Origin of the sequence: Rathayibacter tanaceti, assembly GCF_009834165.1 — a bacterium.
In the GTDB taxonomy this organism is placed as follows: domain Bacteria; phylum Actinomycetota; class Actinomycetes; order Actinomycetales; family Microbacteriaceae; genus Rathayibacter; species Rathayibacter tanaceti.
Window position 1 is genome coordinate 2,551,542 of sequence record NZ_CP047186.1, and the last position, 21,130, is coordinate 2,572,671.

The window sequence follows — 21,130 nt, forward strand, 5'->3', positions numbered from 1 at the left end:
GTTATGCCTCAACTCCTGCTGCGACGGGCGCTTCGCTCTGCTGGCGGGGCGCACGGCGCGGACGGTCGCTGCGCTCGGGGCGCGACGACTTGCTGTTCGCCTGCTCGCGGGCGAGCTCTTTGTTGGTGATGTCGCCCTTGTAGATCCAGACCTTCACGCCGATGCGGCCGAAGGTGGTCTTCGCCTCGTAGAAGCCGTAATCGATGTTCGCGCGGAGGGTGTGCAGCGGCACGCGGCCCTCGCGGTAGAACTCCGAACGGCTCATCTCGGCGCCGCCAAGGCGGCCGGAGACCTGGATGCGCACACCCTTCGCGCCTGCACGCTGTGCGCCCTGCAGACCCTTGCGCATCGCGCGGCGGAAGGCCACGCGGGCGGAGAGCTGCTCGGCGATGCCCTGAGCGACCAGCTGCGCCTCGGCCTCGGGGTTCTTGACCTCGAGGATGTTGAGCTGGATCTGCTTGCCCGTGAGCTTCTCGAGGTCGGCGCGGATGCGCTCGGCCTCCGCGCCACGACGACCGATCACGATGCCCGGGCGGGCGGTGTGGATGTCGACGCGGACTCGGTCACGGGTGCGCTCGATCTCGATGCGGGCGACGCCCGCGCGGTCGAGCTGCGTGGCGAGGAGCCGGCGGATCTTGACATCCTCTGCGAGGTAGTCGCTGTACCGCTGGCCCTTCTTGGTGCTGTCGGAGAACCAGCGCGACACGTGGTCGGTGGTGATTCCCAGACGGAAACCGTAGGGGTTTACTTTCTGACCCATTACTTGGTCCCCTCCTCAGGAGTGGCCAGCACGACGGTGATGTGGCTGGTGCGCTTGTTGATGCGGAAGGCACGACCCTGAGCACGGGGCTGGAATCGCTTGAGGGTGGTTCCCTCATCGACGAAGGCGCGGGACACGAACAGGTCCTGGTCGTCGAGGTACTCGTTCGAGGCATCCGCCTTGACGCGAGCGTTCGCCATCGCCGAGGCGACGAGCTTGTAGACGGGCTCGGACGCGCCCTGCGGCGCGAACTTCAGGATGGCCAGTGCCTCCTGAGCCTGCTTGCCGCGGATCAGGTTCACGACACGGCGAGCCTTCTGGGGGGTGACGCGGATGTGTCGCACGCGTGCGATCGACTCCACCATTTCTCTCCTCCTTCTCGTCGCCGCTTAGCGGCGACGGCCCTTCTTGTCGTCCTTCTCGTGACCGCGGAAGGTCCGAGTGGGGGCGAACTCGCCGAGCTTGTGGCCGACCATGGTCTCGGTCACGAACACGGGGATGTGCTTGCGCCCGTCGTGGACCGCGATGGTGTGACCCAGCATCGCCGGGATGATCATCGAACGGCGCGACCAGGTCTTGATGACGTTCTTGTTGCCGGCTTCGTTGGCTGTGAACACCTTGCGGAGCAGGTGGTCGTCAACGAAGGGGCCCTTCTTGAGACTGCGAGGCATCTTCTACAACTCCTACTTGCGCTTCTTACCGGCGGTGCGGCGGCGAACGATGAGCTTGTCGCTCTCCTTGTTGGGGCGACGGGTGCGTCCCTCGGACTGACCCCACGGGCTGACCGGGTGGCGTCCACCGGAGGTCTTGCCCTCTCCACCACCGTGCGGGTGGTCGACCGGGTTCATCGCGACACCGCGGACGGTCGGGCGGACGCCCTTCCAGCGCATGCGGCCGGCCTTGCCCCAGTTGATGTTCGACTGCTCGGCGTTGCCGACCTCGCCGATCGTGGCTCGGCAGCGCGCGTCGACGTTGCGGATCTCGCCCGACGGCAGGCGGAGCTGCGCGTAGGGGCCGTCCTTGGCGACGAGGCGGACCGAGGCGCCAGCCGAGCGGGCGAGCTTCGCTCCCCCACCGGGCTTGATCTCGATGGCGTGGATGACCGTACCGGTCGGGATGTTGCGCAGCGGCAGGTTGTTGCCGGGCTTGATGTCGGCGCCCGCGCCCGACTCCACGATGTCGCCCTGCGAGAGCTTGTTCGGAGCCAGGATGTAGCGCTTGGTGCCGTCCACGAAGTGGAGCAGCGCGATGCGCGCGGTCCGGTTGGGGTCGTACTCGATGTGAGCGACCTTGGCGTTGATGCCGTCCTTGTCGTTGCGACGGAAGTCGATCAGCCGGTACTGGCGCTTGTGGCCACCACCGATGTGACGCGTCGTGATGCGGCCGGAGTTGTTGCGGCCGCCGGTCTTGGACAGCGGGCGAAGGAGCGACTTCTCGGGCGTCGAGCGGGTGATCTCGGCGAAGTCGGCAACGCTGGAGCCGCGGCGACCAGGGGTCGTGGGCTTGTACTTACGAATAGCCATTGTCTGTTTCCTCTACGCTTCTTCGGCTCAGCCGACGCTCGTGAAGATGTCGATGGAGCCGGACTTCAGCGTGACGATCGCGCGCTTGGTGTCCTTGCGCTTGCCGGTGCCGAACTTCGTGCGGCGGGTCTTGCCCTGACGGTTCAGCGTGTTGATCGACGCGACCTCGACGCCGAAGATCTTCTCGATGGCGAGCTTGATCTCGGTCTTGTTCGAGCGCGGGTCGACCACGAAGGTGTACTTGCCCTCGTCGATCAGGCCGTAGGACTTCTCCGAGACCACCGGGGAGATGATGACGTCGCGGGGGTCCTTGTTGAACGCGGCGGACTGGCTCATGCGTTCACCTCTTCCTTGTTGGACTCGACGCCCGACTTGGCCGCGATGAACGCGTCGAGCGCGCCCTTCGAGAACACGATGTCGTCGGAGACGAGCACGTCGTACGCGTTGAGCTGGTCGGCCGGCAGGATGTGCACGAACGGCACGTTGCGGAGCGAGAGCTCGGCGATGTAGTCGTCGCGCTCGAGCACGACGAGGACGTTGCGCGACACCGAGAGAGCCTCGAGCAGGACGAGGACGTCCTTGGTCTTCGGGGTGTCGCCGAGGGCGAGGGTCTCGACCACGTGGATGCGGGCGCCGCGGGCGCGGTCCGAGAGGGCGCCGAGCAGAGCCGCGGCGATCATCTTCTTGGGGGTGCGCTGCGCGTAGCTGCGGGGGGTCGGTCCATGGACCACGCCGCCGCCGGTCATGTGCGGGGCGCGGATCGAGCCCTGACGAGCGCGGCCGGTTCCCTTCTGCTTGAAGGGCTTACGACCGGCTCCGGAGACCTCACCGCGGTTCTTCGTCTTGTGGGTTCCCTGGCGCGCCGCGGCGAGCTGGGCCACGACGACCTGGTGGATCAGGGGGATGTTGGTCTGAACGTCGAAGAGCTCGGCGGGCAGCTCGATCGAGCCCGCCTTCTCGCCCTTGACGTCGATGATGTCGACAGAGGTAGCCATGGAACTACGCTCCCTTCACGGCGTTGCGAACGAACACGAGGCGACCACGGGCACCGGGGACGGCGCCCTTGACGAGCAGCAGGCCCTTCTCGGCGTCGACGGAGTGCACCTTGAGGTTGAGCACGGTGACGCGCTCGCCACCCATGCGGCCGGCCATGCGCATGCCCTTGAACACGCGGCTGGGGGTCGAGGAGGCGCCGATGGAACCGGGCTTGCGGTGGTTGCGGTGCGAACCGTGCGAGGCCGAGACGCCCTTGAAGTTGTGGCGCTTCATGACACCGGCGAAGCCCTTGCCCTTGCTGGTGCCGACGACGTCGACCTTGGTGCCGGCCTCGAAGACGGCGTCGACGGTCAGCTCCTGGCCGGCCGAGTACGAGCTCGCGTCGGAGGTGCGGACCTCGGTGAGGTGGCGGCGGGGGGTGACACCCGCGGCGTCGAAGTGACCGGCGGCGGGCTTGTTCACCTTGCGCGGATCGATCGCACCGGCGGCGAGCTGGACGGCGGTGTAGCCGTCCTTCTCCTCCGTGCGGACCTGGGTCACGACGTTGGGGCTGATCTCGATGACGGTGACCGGCACGAGCTTGTTGTTCTCGTCCCAGACCTGGGTCATTCCGAGCTTGGTGCCGAGGAGGCCCTTGCTGGTCTTCAGCGTGGGGGAAACAGTGACAGACATGGTGGCACTCCTCCTTAGAGCTTGATCTCGATGTTGACGTCGGCCGGCAGGTCGAGACGCATGAGCGAGTCGACGGCCTTGGGCGTCGGGTCGATGATGTCGATGAGGCGCTTGTGAGTGCGCATCTCGAAGTGCTCGCGGCTGTCCTTGTACTTGTGGGGCGAACGGATCACGCAGACCACGTTCTTCTCGGTCGGCAGCGGCACGGGGCCGACGACCGTTGCACCGGCACGGGTGACCGTGTCGACGATCTTGCGCGCCGACGTGTCGATGACCTCGTGGTCGTACGACTTCAGTCGGATGCGGATCTTCTGTCCCGCCATGTGTGATCTCTCACTCTCTTGTTATTGCGTCGTACGCGACCGGCCCGTGGGCCTCGTCTCGCATTGGACGCGCTCGCGAAGGAACTCCGGTGACCCGGAAAAGTGCAACCAGTGTTCTTCTGTCAAAAGCACCGAATCCGTGGCGCTCCGATCGGCGTGCAGAACGCACGACGCACGGAGAACCCGTAGAGATGTCGGTTGTTGTCGTTCTGCTACCCGCCGCCTCGACGCCGCACCGGCGCGGCCGCCCTCTCGGGTCGAGCCTCCGCGATGCCGTCTCAGCACTGCCTGGCAGTGTCCCCCTCGGAGCAGCACGCTGCTCGAGAAGAAATCGTGAACCAGAAGAGTCTCCCACAGATGGCCCACCCCTGCAACCCGGGCGTGTCGCGCTCGAGGCCTGCAGCGGAGAGGCCCGCGACCGGGCGCTCGGCCGCCTGCTCGCGCTTCCTCGGCTACTCGAAAAGAAGAGCCCGGACGGCGGTCTCGGCGGAGGCCGGGCGCGAAGGGTCGATCGTCTCACCGGCGCGGAAGTGGTCGAGCAGCCGCGGATCGACGTAGCTCGCACGGGCGACCGTCGGGGTGTTGCCGAGCACGTCGGAGGCGTCGCGCATGGCCTGCGCGATCGCGGCGTTCCGAGCGCGCTGCGTCGCTTGCGGGCCGGCCTTCGCCAGGCTCACTGCGGCGGCGACGGTTCCGTGCAGTGTGCGGAAGTCCTTCGCTGTGAAGTCGTCGCCTGCGCGTTCGCGCACGTAGTCGTTGATGTCCGGAGCCGACACCGGCCGCCACTGCCTGCCGTCCTTCCAGGCGAGCAGGCGGGCATTCGGGCCGCGGCGCTTGAGTGCGCGGACGACGCGTGAAAGATCGTGGTCGAGGATCTCGCTCGTCCAGGCCTGATGGCTCTTGCCGGGGAACGCTAGGGCGACGCGGTCGCCTCGGGTCGTGGCATGCGCGCACAGCAGCGTCGAGAGGCCGATGCTGCCGTGCTCCTTCGCATAGCGCTCACTGCCGACGCGGAGCGATCCGGTGTCGAGCATCCGGAACGCCGTGGCGAGTGCGCGCTCCCGTGTCGGCCCCTCGCCACGCAGAGCGACGGTCACGGCGCGGCGGGCGCCCGGCAGGGCCTCGGCGAGGCGGAGTGCGCGATCGAACTTGATCCGGTCCTTCTGCTCGCGCCAGGTCGGATGGTAGATGTACTGCCTCCGCCCGGCGGAGTCGACTCCGGTGGCCTGGATGTGGCCATTGGGGTAGGGCGCGATCCACACGTCCTTCCAGGCGGGCGGGATGCCGAGGCCGTCGAAACGGGTGCGCAGGTCCTGATCGGTGACCGTCGCACCCCTGGGGTCGCGATAACTGAAGCCCGAACCGGCGCCGACCCGGGTGAAGCCACGACCGCTCGAGTCGGTTCTGCGAAGTCGTTGCGCGCGAGTATCAGCCATCGATCAGACCCTAGAACTGCGAACCGGGCGGCTGCACCCGCTTGACGGCGGACGGGAGCAGCCGGACGGCCGCCGCTACTCGGTGCCGATGCTCGAGTCGCCCTGGCGCTTCAGGTCCTCGATCCGGTCGTCGTACTGACCCTTGGTGACCTGGCTGGCGATGTCGCCGCCCTTCTCGAGCGCCTGGTCCGAGATCTGCTCGGCCTGCTCACTGTGCAGGACTTCCTGCGCCTTCTCGCTGTTGAGGAATTCGCCGGCCTGCTGTCCGAGCTTTCCGAGATCCACGATGATGCCTCCTTGTGTCAGCGCACACGGGAACGGTGCGCGCTTCAGTCTGACCGCCCGCACCAGCGGCCCGCTACAGCGCGCCGCTCAGCACGCCAGTGCCAGCACACGCGCCGCCGCATCCGCCAGAGCGCGACCGTAGGAGCGGCCGTGCCCGGCTGCGTGGACGGCCAGCGGGTGCAGCTGGTGCAGAGCAACCCGCTCCTCCCACCCCTCCGCGAGCGGATGCTCCTGCTGGTAGCCGTCGAGGATCGCCTCGAGCGCGGGGGCTCCGAACAGCGCGAGCATCGCCAGGTCGGTCTCCCGGTGCCCGCCGTGTGCAGCCGGGTCGATCAGCACGACGCCGTCGGCCGACCAGAGCACGTTGCCGGCCCACAGGTCTCCATGGATCCGGGCGGGCGCGGAGTCGTCGTCGAAGCAGCCCGCCGCGACGCGCTCGACCGCACGCTCGACCGTACCGAGCTCGTCCGCCGTCAACGCGCCGGCATCCCTCGCGGCAGGGAGGAACGGGCGGACCCGCTGCTCGGCGAAGAAGCGGCCCCAGGAGTCGTCGCGCTCGCAGGGCATGCCGCGGCGGCCGATGTAGGCCGGTCCGCTCCAGCCCGACGGCGGCGCGCCGAAGGCGTCAGCGCCCGCACTGTGGGTCCGGGCCAGTGCGCGGCCGAAGTCCCGGGCGCTCTCCTCCGTCGGGCGGACCGGTCGGATGTGCTCGAGCTCGATCCTGCCCGGTGCCACAGCGAGCACGTCGACGCACCGCGCTCCCCCGCTCGGCACCGCCTCCCGAAGCCAATCGAGGCCGGCGGCCTCCCACTCGAAGAAGTCCGGGCGGGCAGCGGGATCGCTCTTGACGAAGGGCATACCTCCCACGCTAGCCGCGACCGCCCGCCGGTTCAGGGAACGACGAGAGGGGCCGTCCGCACGAAGCGGACGACCCCTCTCGAGAGATCGGTAGGACGGACCTACTTGATGATCTTGGTGACCGTACCGGCACCCACGGTGCGTCCACCCTCACGGATGGCGAAGCCGAGGCCCTCCTCCATGGCGATCGGCTGGATCAGCGCGACCGTCATATCGGTGGTGTCGCCGGGCATGACCATCTCGGTGCCCTCGGGCAGGGTGATGACGCCGGTGACGTCGGTGGTGCGGAAGTAGAACTGCGGACGGTAGTTCGCGTAGAACGGGTTGTGACGCCCGCCCTCGTCCTTCGACAGGATGTACGCGGTGCCCTCGAAGTCGGTGTGCGGCGTGACCGAACCCGGCTTGACGACGACCTGGCCGCGCTCGACGTCCTCGCGCTTGGTACCGCGGAGGAGCAGACCGCAGTTCTCGCCGGCCCACGCCTCGTCGAGCTGCTTGTGGAACATCTCGATGCCCGTGACCGTGGTCTTCTGGGTCGGGCGGATGCCGACGATCTCGACCTCGGAGTTCAGAGCCAGGGTTCCACGCTCCGCACGGCCGGTGACGACCGTTCCACGACCGGTGATCGTGAAGACGTCCTCGATCGGCATGAGGAACGGCTTGTCCTTGTCGCGCACCGGGTCCGGGATCGACTCGTCGACGGCGTCCATCAGGTCGACGATCGACTGCGTCCAGGTCTCGTCGCCCTCGAGCGCCTTGAGGCCGGAGACACGAACGACGGGCGCGTCGTCGCCGGGGAAGCCCTGCGACGAGAGGAGCTCGCGGACCTCGAGCTCGACGAGCTCCAGGATCTCCTCGTCGTCCACCATGTCGGCCTTGTTCAGCGCGACGAGGAGGTAGGGGACGCCGACCTGCTTGGCGAGGAGGACGTGCTCACGGGTCTGAGCCATCGGGCCGTCGGTGGCGGCGACCACGAGGATCGCGCCGTCCATCTGAGCCGCACCGGTGATCATGTTCTTGATGTAGTCAGCGTGACCGGGGGCGTCGACGTGCGCGTAGTGGCGCTTCGGCGTCTCGTACTCGACGTGGGAGATGTTGATCGTGATGCCGCGCTGGCGCTCCTCGGGAGCGGAGTCGATCGACGCGAAGTCACGCTGGACGTTGGTCGCGGACGGGAACTTGTCCGCCAGAACCTTCGAGATCGCCGCGGTGAGCGTGGTCTTTCCGTGGTCGACGTGACCGATGGTTCCGATGTTGACGTGCGGCTTGGTCCGCTCGAACTTGGCCTTAGCCACTGTGGGTCCTCCTCAGGACTTAGGTGCAAGCATCCGCATCCGATCGCCGCACGGAGCGGCACGAGGACAGGAGGACTTGCGGGGGTTTTGTGTAGATATGTTACCGGCAGTGGTCGTGCGGCCGTCCCGCTGCGACAGGGGGCGCGCTGCACTCGGCAGCAAACCCGCACGACACTACCAGGCCGTCGCCGTTCCAGGGAACGGCGACGGCCGGAGAGCGGAGCTACTCGCCCTTGTTCTTCTGGACGATCTCCTCGGCCACGGCCTTGGGGACCTCGGCGTAGGTCTCGAACGTCATCGAGTAGACGGCGCGGCCCGAGGTCTTCGAGCGCAGGTCGCCGATGTAGCCGAACATCTCGGACAGCGGGACGTTGGCCCGGATGACCTTGATTCCGGTCGCGTCCTCCATCGACTGGATCATTCCGCGACGCGAGTTGATGTCACCGATGACGTCGCCCATGTACTCCTCGGGGGTGCGGACTTCGACGGCCATCAGCGGCTCGAGGAGGACGGGCTGCGCCTTGCGCGATGCCTCCTTGAACGCGATCGAACCGGCGATCTTGAAGGCCATCTCGGAGGAGTCGACGTCATGCGCCGCTCCGTCGACCAGGGTCGCCTTGACGCCCACCATGGGGTAGCCGGCGAGCACGCCGACCTGCATGGCGTCGCGGATTCCCGCGTCGACCGAGGGGATGTACTCGCGCGGGACACGGCCGCCGGTGACGCCGTTGACGAACTCGTAGGTCTTGTCGGCCTCGACCTCCATCGGCTCGATGGTGATCTGCACCTTCGCGAACTGACCGGAGCCACCCGTCTGCTTCTTGTGGGTGTAGTCGTACTTCTCGACGGTGCGGCGGATCGTCTCGCGGTAGGCGACCTGGGGCTTTCCGACGTTCGCCTCGACGTTGAACTCGCGCTTCATGCGGTCCACCAGGATATCGAGGTGGAGCTCGCCCATTCCCTTGATGACCGTCTGACCGGTCTCCTGGTTCTGCTCGGTGCGGAAGGTGGGGTCCTCCTCCGCGAGCTTCTGGATCGCGGTTCCGAGCTTCTCCTGGTCGGCCTTCGTCTTGGGCTCGATCGCGACCTCGATGACGGGCTCCGGGAAGGTCATCGACTCGAGCACGACCTGCGCGGCCGGGTCGCTCAGGGTGTCGCCCGTGGTGGTGTCCTTGAGGCCGATGACCGCGTAGATGTGGCCGGCGGTGACCGAGTCGACCGGGTTCTCCTTGTTGGAGTGCATCTGGAAGATCTTGCCGATGCGCTCCTTCTTGCCCTTGGTCGAGTTGATGACCTGCGCGCCGGAGTCGAGCTTGCCCGAGTAGACGCGGACGTAGGTCAGGCGACCGAAGAACGGGTGCACGGCGACCTTGAACGCGAGCGCCGAGAAGGGCTCGGTCGAGTCCGCGTGACGCATGATGACCTTCTCCTCGTCGCGGACGTCGTGCGCCTCGATGGCGGGGACGTCGAGCGGGGAGGGGAGGTAGTCGACGACAGCGTCGAGCATCGGCTGGACACCGCGGTTCTTGAACGCCGACCCGCAGAGGACGGGGTAGATGTCCGAGTTGACGGTCAGCGTGCGGATGGCGCCCTTGATCTCGGCGACCGTGAGCTCCTCACCACCGAAGTACTTCTCGAGCAGCTCGTCGGACGTCTCGGCGACGGTCTCGAGAAGCTTCTCGCGGTACTCGGCGGCCTTGTCGGCGAGATCGGCGGGGATCTCCTCGATCTCGTACTTCGCGCCCATCGCGACGTCACCCTTCGAGTCGCCGCGCCAGGTCAGCGCACGCATCTCGACGAGGTCGATGACGCCCTCGAAGGTCGACTCGGCGCCGATGGGCAGCTGGATGACCAGCGGCTTCGCGCCGAGGCGATTCACGATCGTGTCGACCGTGTAGTAGAAGTCCGCGCCGAGCTTGTCCATCTTGTTGACGAAGCAGATCCGCGGGACGTCGTACTTGTCGGCCTGACGCCAGACGGTCTCGGACTGGGGCTCGACGCCCTCCTTGCCGTCGAAGACCGCGACCGCGCCATCGAGGACGCGCAGCGAGCGCTCGACCTCGACCGTGAAGTCGACGTGACCGGGGGTGTCGATGATGTTGATCTGGTTCTTGTTCCAGAAGCAGGTCGTCGCGGCCGACGTGATGGTGATGCCGCGCTCCTGCTCCTGCGCCATCCAGTCCATCGTCGCGGCGCCGTCGTGGACTTCGCCGATCTTGTGCGTGATACCCGTGTAGAACAGGATGCGCTCGGTGGTGGTGGTCTTGCCGGCATCGATGTGGGCCATGATGCCGATGTTGCGGACCTTGTTCAGGTCGGTGAGCACATCTTGTGCCACGGAGTTCCTCCGATAGGTGATGGAGCCAGCGCACCGGGTTCATGGCCGATGGGCTGGGTTTCTGGTGGTGGCGGTCGCCCGGTCGCGGGGATCGGGCGATCCGCCGCCGGAACCGGGACCGCAGCGCAGAGGCTGCGGCCCCGGTGGTCGCGGCCGTCCGGAGGCGGCCGCGGGGTGCGCTACCAGCGGTAGTGCGCGAAGGCCTTGTTCGACTCGGCCATCTTGTGGGTGTCCTCGCGACGCTTCACAGCGGCGCCCAGACCGTTCGACGCGTCGAGGATCTCGTTCATGAGTCGCTCGGTCATCGTCTTCTCGCGACGGGCCTTCGCGTAGCTGGTGAGCCAGCGCAGCGCGAGGGTGTTGGCGCGGTGGGGCTTGACCTCGACCGGGACCTGGTAGGTCGAGCCGCCGACGCGGCGGCTGCGGACCTCGAGGGTCGGGCGGACGTTGTCGAGCGCCTTCTTGAGGGTGACGACCGCATCCTGGCCGTTCTTGGCGGAGACGCCTTCGAGGGCACCGTAGACGATGCGCTCGGCGAGGCCCTTCTTGCCGTCCAGAAGGATCTTGTTCACGAGCTGGCTGACGACCGGGGCGCCGTAGACGGGGTCTGCGACGACGGGGCGCTTGGGAGCGGGGCCCTTACGAGGCATTACTTCTTCTCCATCTTCGCGCCGTACCGGCTGCGAGCCTGCTTGCGGTTCTTGACGGCCTGGGTGTCCAGGGCGCCGCGAACGATCTTGTAGCGGACACCGGGGAGGTCCTTCACGCGACCGCCGCGCACGAGCACCATCGAGTGCTCCTGCAGGTTGTGGCCCTCGCCGGGGATGTAGGCGGTGACCTCGGTGCCGTTGGAGAGCTTCACGCGGGCCACCTTGCGGAGGGCCGAGTTCGGCTTCTTGGGCGTGGTCGTGTAGACGCGCGTGCAGACGCCGCGCTGCTGGGGGTTGGCCTTCAGGGCGGGCGCCTTGGTCTTGGTGACCTTGGGCGAGCGTCCCTTACGGACCAACTGCTGAATCGTTGGCACTGGTTTTGCTCCTTGAATGCTGCACGGTGACAGCGGATCGATGGTCGACATTCGGCCCGTCCGTCTCCGGGAGGGTCGAGTTCGTCTGGACCCCGCTCGCCCCGCGAGCCCGCGAGCGGGATCGAGGAGGGTGAGGGGTATGCCGTGGGGGCCGCCCGATCGGACGAACCCTCGGATCCTCGCGGACCCGGTGGAGCGAAGCGCGGCGACCGCATCGACCCGGAGGCACGACACAAGCGCACGGCAAAGCGCACACCCAAAGAATAGTACGGGGAGCGACGGGGCCGGTCAACCGACGGGCGTTCGCCCAGCGAGAGCGTCCGGCCGCACCGCGAGCGAGCAGCCGCGACCGCCGCACACGCTCACTCGCGCTCGTCTCCCTCCCAGCCCCAGTGGGGGCTGCGGCCGCCGGCGTCGCGGCGGGCCAGGAGCAGGAGGAAGACGATCTGCACGACTGCCGCGAGCACTCCGGTCGCCAGCGCGAAGGCAGTCGGGGCGTGATCGAGCGCCCAGCCGAGGATCTCGTCCGGCTCCTGCCGTCCGAGACCGTAGAGCGCTCCTCCGGTGAGGAGGAAGAGGAAGTAGACGACGACTCCCGTGAGCAGCGAGGGGGCGAGCACCCGGTGCACGGTCGGCCGCGCGGCGAGCGTGATCAGGGCCACCAGCACCGCGAGCACGCAGAGGGCGACCGAGACCGGTCCCAGCAGAGGACCTGCGTCGCGCTCGGGCACGACGTCCTGATCGAGGAGCAGGCTGAGCACGCCGAACGCGCAGACGACCAGCGCGAGGTAGAGGAACGCGGCGAAACCGGCGAGGGCGAGACCGTAGCCCAGCCCCGATCCGCGCCCCTCCCCCGCGACAGTCACGACTGGGCGGCGGCTTCCCGTTCGGCGTTGCGGCGCTTGACGCGGCGGGCGCGGCCGGCGATGAGCGCGCCTCCCCAGACGGTGACCTCGCGGCCGAGGACGCCCGCCGCGAGGACGGCGGCCAGCACCGCGGGGTCGCGCAGATACTCGAGCACGAGTGCGCGGTCGGCCGGGAGGCCGACCGCACCGAGGGCGCTCCAGCCCCCCGCGAGCGCGGCGGCGGCGGTCAGCACGGCCACCAGGAAACCGCCGAGGACATAGGCCCACCAGCCGGCGCGGTTGACGACCAACACGATCAGGGCCAGGCCGACGAGGAAAGCGGCGACCGGCGCGAGGAACAGTGCGGTGGGCGCCTGCGTCAGGGCCACGGCGACCGGATCGCCGACCGGCTCGACCAGGGCACGGATCACGGTCAGCGCAACGAGGTACAGGGCCGCGAAGACCGCCGTCGAGAGCAGGGCCACGGCGAGCCCGGCGAGCCGGTTGCCAGAGCGGCGCACGGGCTCGGGCTCGGCCTCCACGGGTCCGAGTGCCGAGGGGGCGGCGGGATCCGTGGTCGCCGCGGGCGCACCGGGGTCGATCGTGCGCTCGAAACTCGGCTGACCGCCGGTCTCGGGTTCGGGCCAGACGTACTCCCGGGTGGGCTGGGGTCCGGTTCCGCCGGACGTCTCGGTCGCGGAGGACATCCGCGTGGTCTCGGCGTCGCTGCTCCAGGTCACCTCGACAGCATAGGCACGGGCGCCGCCGAGACCGGCGCGCCGCGCGGGTCCCCGTCGATGGGGGACAGTGACCGCGCTCTACTCGAGAGGATTCAGGAGGCGGTGCAGGAACTGCCGCGTCCGCGGCTCCTGCGGCTCGCGGAGCAGGCGGGCCGGGGCGCCGCGCTCGACGACCACGCCTTCAGCCATGAAGACGACCTCGGAGGCGACCTGCCGGGCGAACTCGAGCTCGTGGGTGACGACCAGCATCGTCCAGCCCTCGCCCGCGAGCTCGCGCATCAGCGAGAGGACCTCGCCGACCAGTTCGGGGTCGAGCGCAGAGGTGGGCTCGTCGAAGAGCAGGAGGTCGGGCCGCAGGGCGAGGGCGCGGACGATGCCGACCCGCTGCTGCTGGCCGCCGGAGAGCTCGAAGGGGTAGGCGCCGCCTCGACCACCCAGACCCACGCGCTCGAGCAGGCGCTCCGCCTCCGGGACCACCTCGGCGGCCGGACGGCGCTGGACGCGCAGCGGACCCTCCGTCACGTTCTGCAGCACGGTGAGGTGCGGGAAGAGGTTGAAGTGCTGGAAGACCATCGCGGAGCGGTCGCGCAGTGAGGTGAGCGCCCGTCTGCCGACGCCGCGGTCGAAGTCGAGGACGCTGCCATCGGCGAGCTCGACGACTCCGCCGTCGGGGACCTCGAGGCTGTTCAGCGAGCGGAGGACCGTCGTCTTGCCCGACCCCGACGGACCGATCAGGGCGATGACCTCGCCACGACGCACCTCGAGGTCGATGCCGCGCAGCACCTCCACTCCCCCGAACGACTTGCGGAGGCCGCGAGCCGTGAGGACGGAACGCGCACCGGTCGGAGCATCAACGGGCGACATAGCGGTCCAATCGCTTCTCGAGCAGGCCCTGGGCGCTGGAGAGCACCAGGCAGATGAGCCAGTAGATGAGGGCCGCTTCGAGGTACAGCAGCATGAACTCGCTCGACGCGGTGGCGATCTTCTGCGCCTGCCGGAAAAGCTCCGTCACCAGGATCAGGGAGGCGAGCGAGGTGTCCTTCACGAGCGAGATGAAGGTGTTGGACAGCGGCGGGACCGAGACGCGGGCGGCCTGGGGCAGGATGATGCGCCGCAGAGCGAGCGAGCGGCCCATGCCGATGGTGTGCGCCGCCTCCCACTGGCCCTTCGGGACGCTGAGGATCGCCGCGCGGATGACTTCAGCCGCGTAACCGCCGACGTTCAGGGCGAAGGCGATGATGGCGCTGGGCCATGGATCGATCTTCAGCCCCAGGCTCGGCAGGCCGTAGAAGATCACGAAGAGCTGCACGAGCAGCGGTGTCCCGCGGATCACCGAGATGTACGCCCGCGCCGTCCATGACAGGATCCGGACCCGCGACAGGCGCATCAGTGCCACGGCGAGCGCGAGCGCCAGACCGATGACGAAGCTCGCGAGCGCCAGGGGGATGGTCCCGACGATGCCGCCGGAGAGGATCGGCCAGAACGACCGCAGGAACAGGTCCATGTCTTCTCCTGCCTCGGCGGGAGGAGACCGCGGTCGGCTTGTCGAGGTAGTGGTGTCGGGCGGAGCGGGACGCGCCCGCCTCCTCTGAGATGCTGGCACGGCTCGGCACCCCGGTGCGAGCTCCGCGCGGTGGGGCGCGGATCTGCCGCCTCAGAGCCGCAGCTGCGAGAGGAGACGGCCGTCCCGCGGAACGCTACTGCGAGACGTCGGCGCCGAAGTAGCGGGTCGAGATCTCGGCGAGGGTGCCATCGGCGCGCAGCTCGTCGAGGGCGGAGTCGACCGCGGCCACCAAATCGTCCGAGCCCTTCGGGAAGGTGAAGGCGCTCTCGGAGCTGTCGTCGGTGGTGACGGCGACCTTCAGGCCTGCGGCCTGGTCGGGGTAGTTCGTCGACCAGTCGAGCCAGGTCAGGCGATCGTTGACCGTCGCGTCGACGCGCCCCTGCTCGACGAGGGCGATGGCCTGCGCCCAGCCCTCGACTCCCTCGACCTGGGCGCCGTTCTCCTGAGCGACGGCGTACCAGTTGCTCGAGAGCGACTGCGCGGTGGTCTTCCCCGCGAGGCCTCCGAGGTCGGTGATCGAGGAGTCGCTGGAGGGCACGATCACGACGCCGGGGCTCACCGAGTAGGGCTCCGAGAAGTCGTACTTCGCCTCGCGCTCGTCGTTGATCGAGACCTGATTCGCGATCACGTCGAAGCGCCCGGCGTCCAGGCCCGCGAACATCGCGTCCCACTGCGTCTCCTCGAACTCGGGCTCGACGCCGAGCTTCTCGGCGACCGCCGTGATGACATCGACGTCGTAGCCGGTCAGAGCGCCGGTACCGCCGTCGGCGTGGAACGAGAACGGCTGGTAGGTGCCCTCGGTGCCAATCGTCAGCGTGCCGGACTCCTGGATGTCGGCGAGGGAGAGGCCCGAGCTCGCCGAGGCGGTGCCCTCGCCGGTGGATCCCGAGACCGCGTCGTCCGTCGAGGCGGGAGCGCAGCCGGCGAGCACGAGGGCGGCGGCAGCGGCCGTCGTGCCGAGCAGGACGCGCAGGGAGAAGCGGGCGGAGAGGGTCACGGTGTCTGTCCTTCGGTGCATCACGGAGTCGTGGCGATCCCGTCGCGCCGGATGCGGCACGGGGATCGACGAGGGGACGGGTCGTCCCGGGGCGGGCCGCGTCACGGCAGAACCACCCAGAGTGACGATAACCAGCGCAGAGGGCGCGGCTATTCCCGGATGTCGCCGTGTGACGTCGGCAGCGCGGCGACGAACGCCTCGGCTCCGGCCACCTCGTCGTCTGTGAGGCCGACCGCCGACTCGGGGCGGATCAGGTGGAACGGCAGGGGCTGCTCGCGGGCCCAGGCGACGGCGTCCTCGCGGAGGTTGTCGTCGATCCAGACCACCGCGTCGACCGGCTCGCGCTGAGCCTCGAGCCAGGCCGCCACAGGCTGCAGCTTCCCCGTCTGACCCGGGAAGCGCGGGTCGTGCGGGAGCCCGCCGTCGAAGACGATCGCCCGAGTCCCGCGAGGGAGGCCGAGGTCGGCCGTGAGCACGGAGGTGAGCCTCGGCGGCCAGGTCGTCGCCCAGACCACGCTGCCGATGGCGGCCAGGCGGTGCACGAGCGCCTCCCGCTCGGGCGCGAGTTCGAGCCGGTGACCCCCGGCGCCCCTGTCGCTGCGGACGGAGGGATTCAGGACGCCGTCGACGTCGAGCAGGATCAGGGCGGCCATGACAGCCACCGTAGCGGCGGCGGCGCGGGCCGCGCGAGGGCTACCGTGGCCGCATGCCTCCCTCGGTCGTTCTGCCCGACGGCCGCGTCGCCACCCTTGAGCCGGACCCCGTGCGGACGGGCGCGCTGCTGCTCACCGTGGACGGCGCCGAGCAGTCGCTGATCGATCCGCGGCACCCCTCGGCGCTCGATCTGGAGTACACGGCCCGGCTCGGAGCGGTCGTCGACGCCCTCGCCGCCCCGCTGACGCCGGTGCGCGTGCTGCACCTGGGGGCCGGAGCCCTCTCGCTCGCCCGGTACGTCGCGGTCACCCGCCCGGGCTCCGAGCAGTTGGCGGTCGACCGCATCGACGGACTGGTCGACTTCGTGCTCGCCCATGCGCCGCTGCCACGGGGCGCACGCGTTCGACTCCTCACCGCCGACGCGGCCGGGCCGCTGCCCGAGTGGGCCGCCGACCTCGTGGTGCTCGATGTCTACGACGGCGACGAGATCCCGCAGGCGTTCTACGATCGCGCCGTCCTCGCGAGGCTCGCCGAGCGGGCGGGCGCTGAGGGGCTGCTCGCGGTCAACGTCGCGGACGACGCCGACCATCGACGCCTCGACCGGCTGCGCGCCGTGCTGCGGACCCTTGTCCCGGTCACCGCCGCCGTGGGCTCCGCGGCCTTCGTAGACGGTCGCACGAGCGGTAACGCGATCCTGCTGGGCTCACGCTCGGACATCGCCGCGCGCGTCGCCGGCCACCTGCTGCGGGTCGGCCCGCACCCGGTCGCCGCCGCGCCGGATCGCGACGTCGTGGTCGTCGAGGTGGCGGTAGAAATCGACCCGTGAGTCCAGGGTGACTCCGGTCTCGAGGTACTTCGCGCGGATCCGCTTGATGTAGGTGCGCACGGTGTGCTCGGCGACGCCGAGGTCGAGGGCGACGACCCGGACGGCCGCCCCGGATCCGTAGGCGCGCATCACGCGACTCTCCTGGGGGCTCAGCACAGGCCGGCGCTCTTCGCGGCCGTGCACGAGTCGGTGGCGGGCCGTGTCCGAGATCCAGGTGCGCCCGGAGGCGACCGAGACGACCGCTGCGGCGAGCTCGCTCGGGTCGTCGCCCTTCCAGACGAACGCGGCGCGCTCCCGGCGGAGAACGGCGCGCACGGGTTCGAGCGAGTCGGAGGAGGAGAGCACGACGAGCCCGACGGCCGTCGCGGCGGCTTTTTCGAGCATCGCGGCGATGTCCTCGCCGGGCACGCCGTCGAGATCGAGCACGGCGATGCGCTCGGCCTCGTCGTCGTGCTCGTCGTGCTCCTCGTGGGAGAACTGCGGAAGCAGCTTCGCGAGCAGCGCGCGCAGCGCGGCCCGCTCGATCGCCGGGCCGTCGTCGACGGCCAGCGTGAATCGATGGAATCCGGTCACAGGGGTCCCCTAGCAGGGGCAGGTTCGGGTCCGCCCCGGCTGCACCGTAGCGGGAGCACCGCCCTCGGCGCACATCTTGGGACATTTCGTCTCAGTGTGAGGACGCCCCGAGCCCGCCCGGTATCGGCCGACAGCGGCGCGTGGCCGGCCGCCCAGGAGCTCGACCGGGCTAGGGTCCCTCACCATGGACCTGAGCGCAGAAGCATCGGAACGCGCCCGGAGGATCCCGGCGCAGGAGGTTCGGAGCCGCATGATCGCCGCGGCCAGGGACGTCATCTCGACCAACGGCCTGACCGTCGGCTTCGCGCACCTCCCGATGGAGGAGTACATCCGCCTCGCGGAGGTGCCGCGGAGCTCCGTCTACCGGATCTGGAGCACTCGCGAGGAGTTCGTGGCCGATCTGATCGGTGAGGTCTTCGTGGAGGACCGCTACGCCGAGGGCACCGATCCCGAAGCCCAACGGCGGATGCGGGAGGTCTACGAGAGCTCGGCGGAGCTGCTCGCGACCCCTGCGGGCCGCCGCGAGGTGGCGTGGGAGATGATCCGCCTCGGCGCGAACGCGAACGCCGAGAGCCTGCGCCGCTCCACCGACTGGTCGTCGTACAACGCACTGCTCGCCTGCACGTTCTCCATGGAGGAGGGTCCTGCTCGCGAGGCGGTGCGCGTCACGGCGAAGCGGATCGAGGGCATGCTGACGCACCGGATGCAGGCCTTCTACGAGGAGACGCTCGAGGTCTTCAGCGCCTCGATGCGCCCGGGCTTCACCACGCTGCAGCTCGCCCACCTCACGGCGATCGTCATCGACGGTCTGGCGCACCGCGGTCGGCTCCTCGACGACGACCTCGACGCACCGGTGACGGCACCGGGCCTCGACGGCGAGCCCGTCGAGTGGACCCTCGCGGCGTGGACGATCCGCTCGATCGTCGACGGGATGCTGGAGCCGGTCGACGGCTAGCCCTCGGGAAGCGGCACCGGCTCCGCGAATCCGTCGATCAGCACCAGTACCGACGTCACGGCGAGAGAGGGCGATGCGGGCTCGGCCGGGTCGACGGGGCCCGTGACCAGCTCGGGTGCTGCGATCCGGGCGATGCAGAGCCCCTCGACGAGCGCGGAGATCGCGGAGGCGAGCGCCGCGTGACTGAGCCCGGGCCGCAGCCTCAGTCCGGCCTCGGCGAGCGTGTGTGCGTAGTACTTCGCCATGTTGTCGATGAAGTGCAGCTGGCGAGCCCGGAGCGCCTCGTGTATCGCCGTGCGCGCCGGCTCCTCGTGCGAGTCTACGGCGCCGGCGAGCGCGACGAAGTTGCGCCAGTGCTGGGACGCGAACACGTTCTCGACGTTCGCGTCGACCGCGACCGTGACCGATGCGACCAGCGTCCGTCGACGCTGCTCGGCCGACGGGGTGTCGGCGAGGTGGCGGTGCAGATAGGAGTCGCCCGCCGTGAGCGACGGCTGGTCGAGTCTGGTCGCCAGGACGCGCTCGGGAATCGCGGCGATCAGCTCGTCGTAGAACGACTGGCGCGTCGGCCAGATGCGGTAGACCGTGCTGCGCGGGACGCCCGCAGCCCGGATCACCTCCTCCAGTGGGAGATGACCGACTCCCACCCGTAGGCCCTCGGCGCGGACGACCGACAAGGCGGCGTCCAGCAGCCGCGTCCTGACCTGCTCGCGGGTCAGTCTCGCGCTGCGCCCGGGTGGTCCCGCCGCCAGGGGTTCGTCGCTCATTCGGCCTCCAGCGCTGCGATGCGCGGAAGGAGCCCGGCATCGGCTGCTCAGCAGAGCGTAGCGGCAGACGCGGAGGCGGGCTGTGCGCCGCGGGCGGGAGGGCGCGATCCGCGTCGGGCTTCGGGTACCCTCGCGGACCGCGCTGCCTGTCCCCCCAGGCGGCCGCCCCATCGGCCACAGAGACCGTACGACGCCCCGCGACTGGTCGTCAATTTTCGCGACACCATGTCTCGTCGTGTGGTTCCGGAGGCTTGTGGTTCAGGAGGCGCGCCTCCATGCCTCTTCCGCCGGCTGCTGCCTCCGCACCGCCTCCCCGCGCCCCGAGCCGGGTGCGGAGAGCTCGACGCGGATCGTGGCCGCCACCGCCGCAGTCGCGTGCTGAACGAGGTCAACGTTCCGGGTGAGGCGCGCGTGGTGGCAGGGACTCGCGTCGACGTCGACCACCAGCCTCGTCAGGCGCAGAGCGTCGCCCAGCCGGGCGAGCGGTGTGAGCTCGGTCAGCAGCGACGGAGCATCCGGCATCGCGAGCAGCGTGTAGCGGCAGGTCGAGACGACGTAGTCGTCCACACCTGCCTCGGCCGAGCTCGTGGCGACCATGATGTCGCCCAGGTCGACCGGACCGGTCGGCCGACCGAGCACGACGGCCGCCGTCACCCGGATGTCTCCGACGAGGGCGAGGACGTACACCCCGGGCGGCCAGGGCGGAAGCGCGCCGAGCTCGGGGGACCCGGTCCGCAGCCCGATCCCCGCCTGCGAGGACAGAGCGTCGATCATCGGCACGCCGGTGCACTCGCCGGCGTGCTCGGCGTCCTCCGACACGGCCTCACCGCACGACGCGAGGAGCGCGGCGAAGCTCAGCCCGCTCTGGGCGTCGAGTCCGGCGATCACGGCGGGGCTGACCGCTCCGGACTCGTCGACCATCCGCCCGAGACGCGCCGCGACATCGGAGCCGGTGTTGGGGGTCCCGAAGGTGAGGACGGTCGAGACCATCGAGGCGACGGCGGTGCCGTCGACCGAGACGCTCAGCGCCTGGCGGGCGGCCAGACCTCCCATCGAGTGCGCGACGACCACGGCGCGGTTCCCGGTCGTCGAGACGAGGCAGGCGATCGATGTGGCCAGCGCGTCGCTGATTCCCGGATCCGTCACCCACCGAGCAGCGAGCCGACGGTAGTCGAACGTGTAGACGGCCGCGCCCGGGATCTGCTGGAGACGGCCGAGGAGCGACGGCTCGGGGGTGTCGAGCGGCTCGGCCGGTCCGTCCGGGGCCACCATGTCGACGAGGTGCGAGAAGGCGCCGGTCCGGGTCTCGTCGTGCGTCGCCGTGCCCAGCCAGCCGTGCAGCATCACGATGGGCACGAGGGAGGCGACCGCGCGCTGCCTCACGTCGTCGCCCGCGAGCACCGGAGCGAGCGTCGCGACTCCGCAGGACTCGGGCGCCACGGCGACCGCCGCCTCCGCCCGCGCCGCGGGCGCGACGACGGCACCGACCACCACGAGGAGGGCGGCCAGCACGACGACCACGAGTCTCATCCGAGCGCTTCCTCACCGCCGACCAGGACGGGGGCGGATGCACGCTCGCCCCCACGAACGCCCTGGAGTCAATCACTCCACGCGGGCCTGGCGGGTCGCCAGGCGCGAACGGACGGGTCCTGGAGGAGCGACGACGGGCTCGGAACGACGAAGGCCCCGCCGGAATCCC

At 69.5% G+C, this 21,130-nt stretch carries 25 protein-coding genes; 1 reads left to right on the forward strand and 24 read right to left on the reverse strand.

What is annotated here, in order from left to right:
* Position 1 precedes the first annotated feature (1 nt).
* The 22 genes from rpsC to GSU10_RS12125 form a co-directional block, all read right to left on the reverse strand.
* Entirely contained in the window at positions 2–760 is a 759-nt protein-coding gene (gene rpsC / locus GSU10_RS12020; RefSeq protein ID WP_068209439.1) for a 30S ribosomal protein S3, read from the reverse strand.
* Positions 760–1,125 (reverse strand): 50S ribosomal protein L22, encoded by a 366-nt coding sequence (gene rplV / locus GSU10_RS12025; RefSeq protein WP_082480979.1) that lies wholly within the window; start codon positions 1,123–1,125, stop codon positions 760–762. The genes rpsC and rplV overlap by 1 nt, the downstream gene beginning before the upstream one ends.
* A gap of 24 nt (positions 1,126–1,149) precedes the next feature.
* Positions 1,150–1,431 (reverse strand): 30S ribosomal protein S19, encoded by a 282-nt coding sequence (gene rpsS / locus GSU10_RS12030; RefSeq protein ID WP_055787078.1) that lies wholly within the window; start codon positions 1,429–1,431, stop codon positions 1,150–1,152.
* A 12-nt stretch (positions 1,432–1,443) separates the two neighbouring features.
* Positions 1,444–2,283 (reverse strand): 50S ribosomal protein L2, encoded by an 840-nt coding sequence (gene rplB, locus GSU10_RS12035; RefSeq protein ID WP_068209442.1) that lies wholly within the window; start codon positions 2,281–2,283, stop codon positions 1,444–1,446.
* A gap of 27 nt (positions 2,284–2,310) precedes the next feature.
* The gene (gene rplW / locus GSU10_RS12040) at positions 2,311–2,619 is read right to left on the reverse strand and encodes a 50S ribosomal protein L23 (protein WP_068209445.1); all 309 of its coding nucleotides are present in this window, start codon (positions 2,617–2,619) and stop codon (positions 2,311–2,313) included.
* Positions 2,616–3,278, reverse strand: coding sequence for a 50S ribosomal protein L4 (gene rplD / locus GSU10_RS12045; protein WP_068209447.1), 663 nt, complete (start codon positions 3,276–3,278; stop codon positions 2,616–2,618). Before rplD ends, rplW begins: the two co-directional genes overlap by 4 nt.
* A gap of 4 nt (positions 3,279–3,282) precedes the next feature.
* Positions 3,283–3,951, reverse strand: a complete 669-nt coding sequence (gene rplC, locus GSU10_RS12050) for a 50S ribosomal protein L3 (RefSeq protein WP_068209450.1) — start codon at positions 3,949–3,951, stop codon at positions 3,283–3,285.
* A gap of 14 nt (positions 3,952–3,965) precedes the next feature.
* Positions 3,966–4,274: a 30S ribosomal protein S10 gene (gene rpsJ, locus GSU10_RS12055; protein WP_005050520.1), complete on the reverse strand. Its 309-nt coding sequence runs from the start codon at positions 4,272–4,274 to the stop codon at positions 3,966–3,968.
* Between the two features lie 452 nt (positions 4,275–4,726).
* Positions 4,727–5,710: a DNA topoisomerase IB gene (locus GSU10_RS12060; RefSeq protein WP_068209453.1), complete on the reverse strand. Its 984-nt coding sequence runs from the start codon at positions 5,708–5,710 to the stop codon at positions 4,727–4,729.
* A gap of 75 nt (positions 5,711–5,785) precedes the next feature.
* On the reverse strand, positions 5,786–5,995 hold the full coding sequence (locus GSU10_RS12065) for an Rv0909 family putative TA system antitoxin (RefSeq protein ID WP_082845040.1): 210 nt from the start codon (positions 5,993–5,995) through the stop codon (positions 5,786–5,788).
* 87 nt (positions 5,996–6,082) lie between these two features.
* Complete coding sequence (locus tag GSU10_RS12070) at positions 6,083–6,853, reverse strand: fructosamine kinase family protein (protein WP_068209457.1); 771 nt, start codon at positions 6,851–6,853, stop codon at positions 6,083–6,085.
* 101 nt (positions 6,854–6,954) lie between these two features.
* Positions 6,955–8,148, reverse strand: coding sequence for an elongation factor Tu (gene tuf / locus GSU10_RS12075; RefSeq protein ID WP_068209460.1), 1,194 nt, complete (start codon positions 8,146–8,148; stop codon positions 6,955–6,957).
* 223 nt (positions 8,149–8,371) lie between these two features.
* A complete protein-coding gene (gene fusA / locus GSU10_RS12080) occupies positions 8,372–10,486 on the reverse strand; it encodes an elongation factor G (RefSeq protein ID WP_132504946.1) in 2,115 nt (704 codons plus the stop codon).
* Between the two features lie 179 nt (positions 10,487–10,665).
* Positions 10,666–11,136 carry a 30S ribosomal protein S7 gene (gene rpsG, locus GSU10_RS12085; protein WP_055787043.1) on the reverse strand — a complete coding sequence of 157 codons (471 nt, stop codon included), beginning with the start codon at positions 11,134–11,136 and terminating at the stop codon, positions 10,666–10,668.
* Positions 11,136–11,510, reverse strand: a complete 375-nt coding sequence (gene rpsL / locus GSU10_RS12090; RefSeq protein WP_055787040.1) for a 30S ribosomal protein S12 — start codon at positions 11,508–11,510, stop codon at positions 11,136–11,138. Before rpsL ends, rpsG begins: the two co-directional genes overlap by 1 nt.
* Before the next feature lie 362 nt (positions 11,511–11,872).
* Positions 11,873–12,376 (reverse strand): DUF6121 family protein, encoded by a 504-nt coding sequence (locus GSU10_RS12095; protein WP_068209463.1) that lies wholly within the window; start codon positions 12,374–12,376, stop codon positions 11,873–11,875.
* Positions 12,373–13,095: a hypothetical protein gene (locus tag GSU10_RS12100; protein WP_132504948.1), complete on the reverse strand. Its 723-nt coding sequence runs from the start codon at positions 13,093–13,095 to the stop codon at positions 12,373–12,375. The genes GSU10_RS12095 and GSU10_RS12100 overlap by 4 nt, the downstream gene beginning before the upstream one ends.
* A 78-nt stretch (positions 13,096–13,173) precedes the next feature.
* A complete protein-coding gene (locus tag GSU10_RS12105) occupies positions 13,174–13,959 on the reverse strand; it encodes an amino acid ABC transporter ATP-binding protein (protein ID WP_068209897.1) in 786 nt (261 codons plus the stop codon).
* Positions 13,946–14,599, reverse strand: a complete 654-nt coding sequence (locus tag GSU10_RS12110; protein WP_068209894.1) for an amino acid ABC transporter permease — start codon at positions 14,597–14,599, stop codon at positions 13,946–13,948. Before GSU10_RS12110 ends, GSU10_RS12105 begins: the two co-directional genes overlap by 14 nt.
* 193 nt (positions 14,600–14,792) lie before the next feature.
* On the reverse strand, positions 14,793–15,656 hold the full coding sequence (locus GSU10_RS12115; RefSeq protein WP_068209891.1) for an amino acid ABC transporter substrate-binding protein: 864 nt from the start codon (positions 15,654–15,656) through the stop codon (positions 14,793–14,795).
* A gap of 149 nt (positions 15,657–15,805) precedes the next feature.
* Positions 15,806–16,309, reverse strand: coding sequence for an HAD domain-containing protein (locus tag GSU10_RS12120; protein ID WP_068209888.1), 504 nt, complete (start codon positions 16,307–16,309; stop codon positions 15,806–15,808).
* A 704-nt stretch (positions 16,310–17,013) separates the two neighbouring features.
* Positions 17,014–17,709, reverse strand: a complete 696-nt coding sequence (locus GSU10_RS12125; protein ID WP_082845060.1) for a LuxR C-terminal-related transcriptional regulator — start codon at positions 17,707–17,709, stop codon at positions 17,014–17,016.
* Positions 17,710–17,959: 250 nt separating this feature from the next.
* On the opposite strand from GSU10_RS12125, the gene GSU10_RS12130 reads away from it, so the two are divergent.
* Entirely contained in the window at positions 17,960–18,664 is a 705-nt protein-coding gene (locus GSU10_RS12130) for a hypothetical protein (protein WP_068209882.1), read from the forward strand.
* Here the strand turns inward: GSU10_RS12130 and GSU10_RS12135 are convergent.
* Together GSU10_RS12135 and GSU10_RS12140 are read right to left on the reverse strand one after the other, a co-directional pair.
* Entirely contained in the window at positions 18,661–19,431 is a 771-nt protein-coding gene (locus tag GSU10_RS12135; RefSeq protein ID WP_068209879.1) for a TetR/AcrR family transcriptional regulator, read from the reverse strand. The genes GSU10_RS12130 and GSU10_RS12135 overlap by 4 nt on opposite strands.
* 258 nt (positions 19,432–19,689) lie before the next feature.
* Positions 19,690–20,961 (reverse strand): esterase/lipase family protein, encoded by a 1,272-nt coding sequence (locus tag GSU10_RS12140; RefSeq protein ID WP_068209876.1) that lies wholly within the window; start codon positions 20,959–20,961, stop codon positions 19,690–19,692.
* Between the last annotated feature and the right edge of the window lie 169 nt (positions 20,962–21,130).

Coding starts and splice junctions, on each gene's coding strand:
- rpsC (WP_068209439.1), bottom strand. CDS start 760: ATGGGTCAGAAAGTAAACCCCTACGGTTTCCGTCTGGGAATCACCACC.
- rplV (WP_082480979.1), bottom strand. CDS start 1,125: ATGGTGGAGTCGATCGCACGCGTGCGACACATCCGCGTCACCCCCCAG.
- rpsS (WP_055787078.1), bottom strand. CDS start 1,431: ATGCCTCGCAGTCTCAAGAAGGGCCCCTTCGTTGACGACCACCTGCTC.
- rplB (WP_068209442.1), bottom strand. CDS start 2,283: ATGGCTATTCGTAAGTACAAGCCCACGACCCCTGGTCGCCGCGGCTCC.
- rplW (WP_068209445.1), bottom strand. CDS start 2,619: ATGAGCCAGTCCGCCGCGTTCAACAAGGACCCCCGCGACGTCATCATC.
- rplD (WP_068209447.1), bottom strand. CDS start 3,278: ATGGCTACCTCTGTCGACATCATCGACGTCAAGGGCGAGAAGGCGGGC.
- rplC (WP_068209450.1), bottom strand. CDS start 3,951: ATGTCTGTCACTGTTTCCCCCACGCTGAAGACCAGCAAGGGCCTCCTC.
- rpsJ (WP_005050520.1), bottom strand. CDS start 4,274: ATGGCGGGACAGAAGATCCGCATCCGACTGAAGTCGTACGACCACGAG.
- GSU10_RS12060 (WP_068209453.1), bottom strand. CDS start 5,710: ATGGCTGATACTCGCGCGCAACGACTTCGCAGAACCGACTCGAGCGGT.
- GSU10_RS12070 (WP_068209457.1), bottom strand. CDS start 6,853: ATGCCCTTCGTCAAGAGCGATCCCGCTGCCCGCCCGGACTTCTTCGAG.
- rpsG (WP_055787043.1), bottom strand. CDS start 11,136: ATGCCTCGTAAGGGCCCCGCTCCCAAGCGCCCCGTCGTCGCAGACCCC.
- GSU10_RS12105 (WP_068209897.1), bottom strand. CDS start 13,959: ATGTCGCCCGTTGATGCTCCGACCGGTGCGCGTTCCGTCCTCACGGCT.
- GSU10_RS12110 (WP_068209894.1), bottom strand. CDS start 14,599: ATGGACCTGTTCCTGCGGTCGTTCTGGCCGATCCTCTCCGGCGGCATC.
- GSU10_RS12120 (WP_068209888.1), bottom strand. CDS start 16,309: ATGGCCGCCCTGATCCTGCTCGACGTCGACGGCGTCCTGAATCCCTCC.
- GSU10_RS12130 (WP_068209882.1), top strand. CDS start 17,960: ATGATCGCCGCGGCCAGGGACGTCATCTCGACCAACGGCCTGACCGTC.
- GSU10_RS12135 (WP_068209879.1), bottom strand. CDS start 19,431: ATGAGCGACGAACCCCTGGCGGCGGGACCACCCGGGCGCAGCGCGAGA.
- GSU10_RS12140 (WP_068209876.1), bottom strand. CDS start 20,961: ATGAGACTCGTGGTCGTCGTGCTGGCCGCCCTCCTCGTGGTGGTCGGT.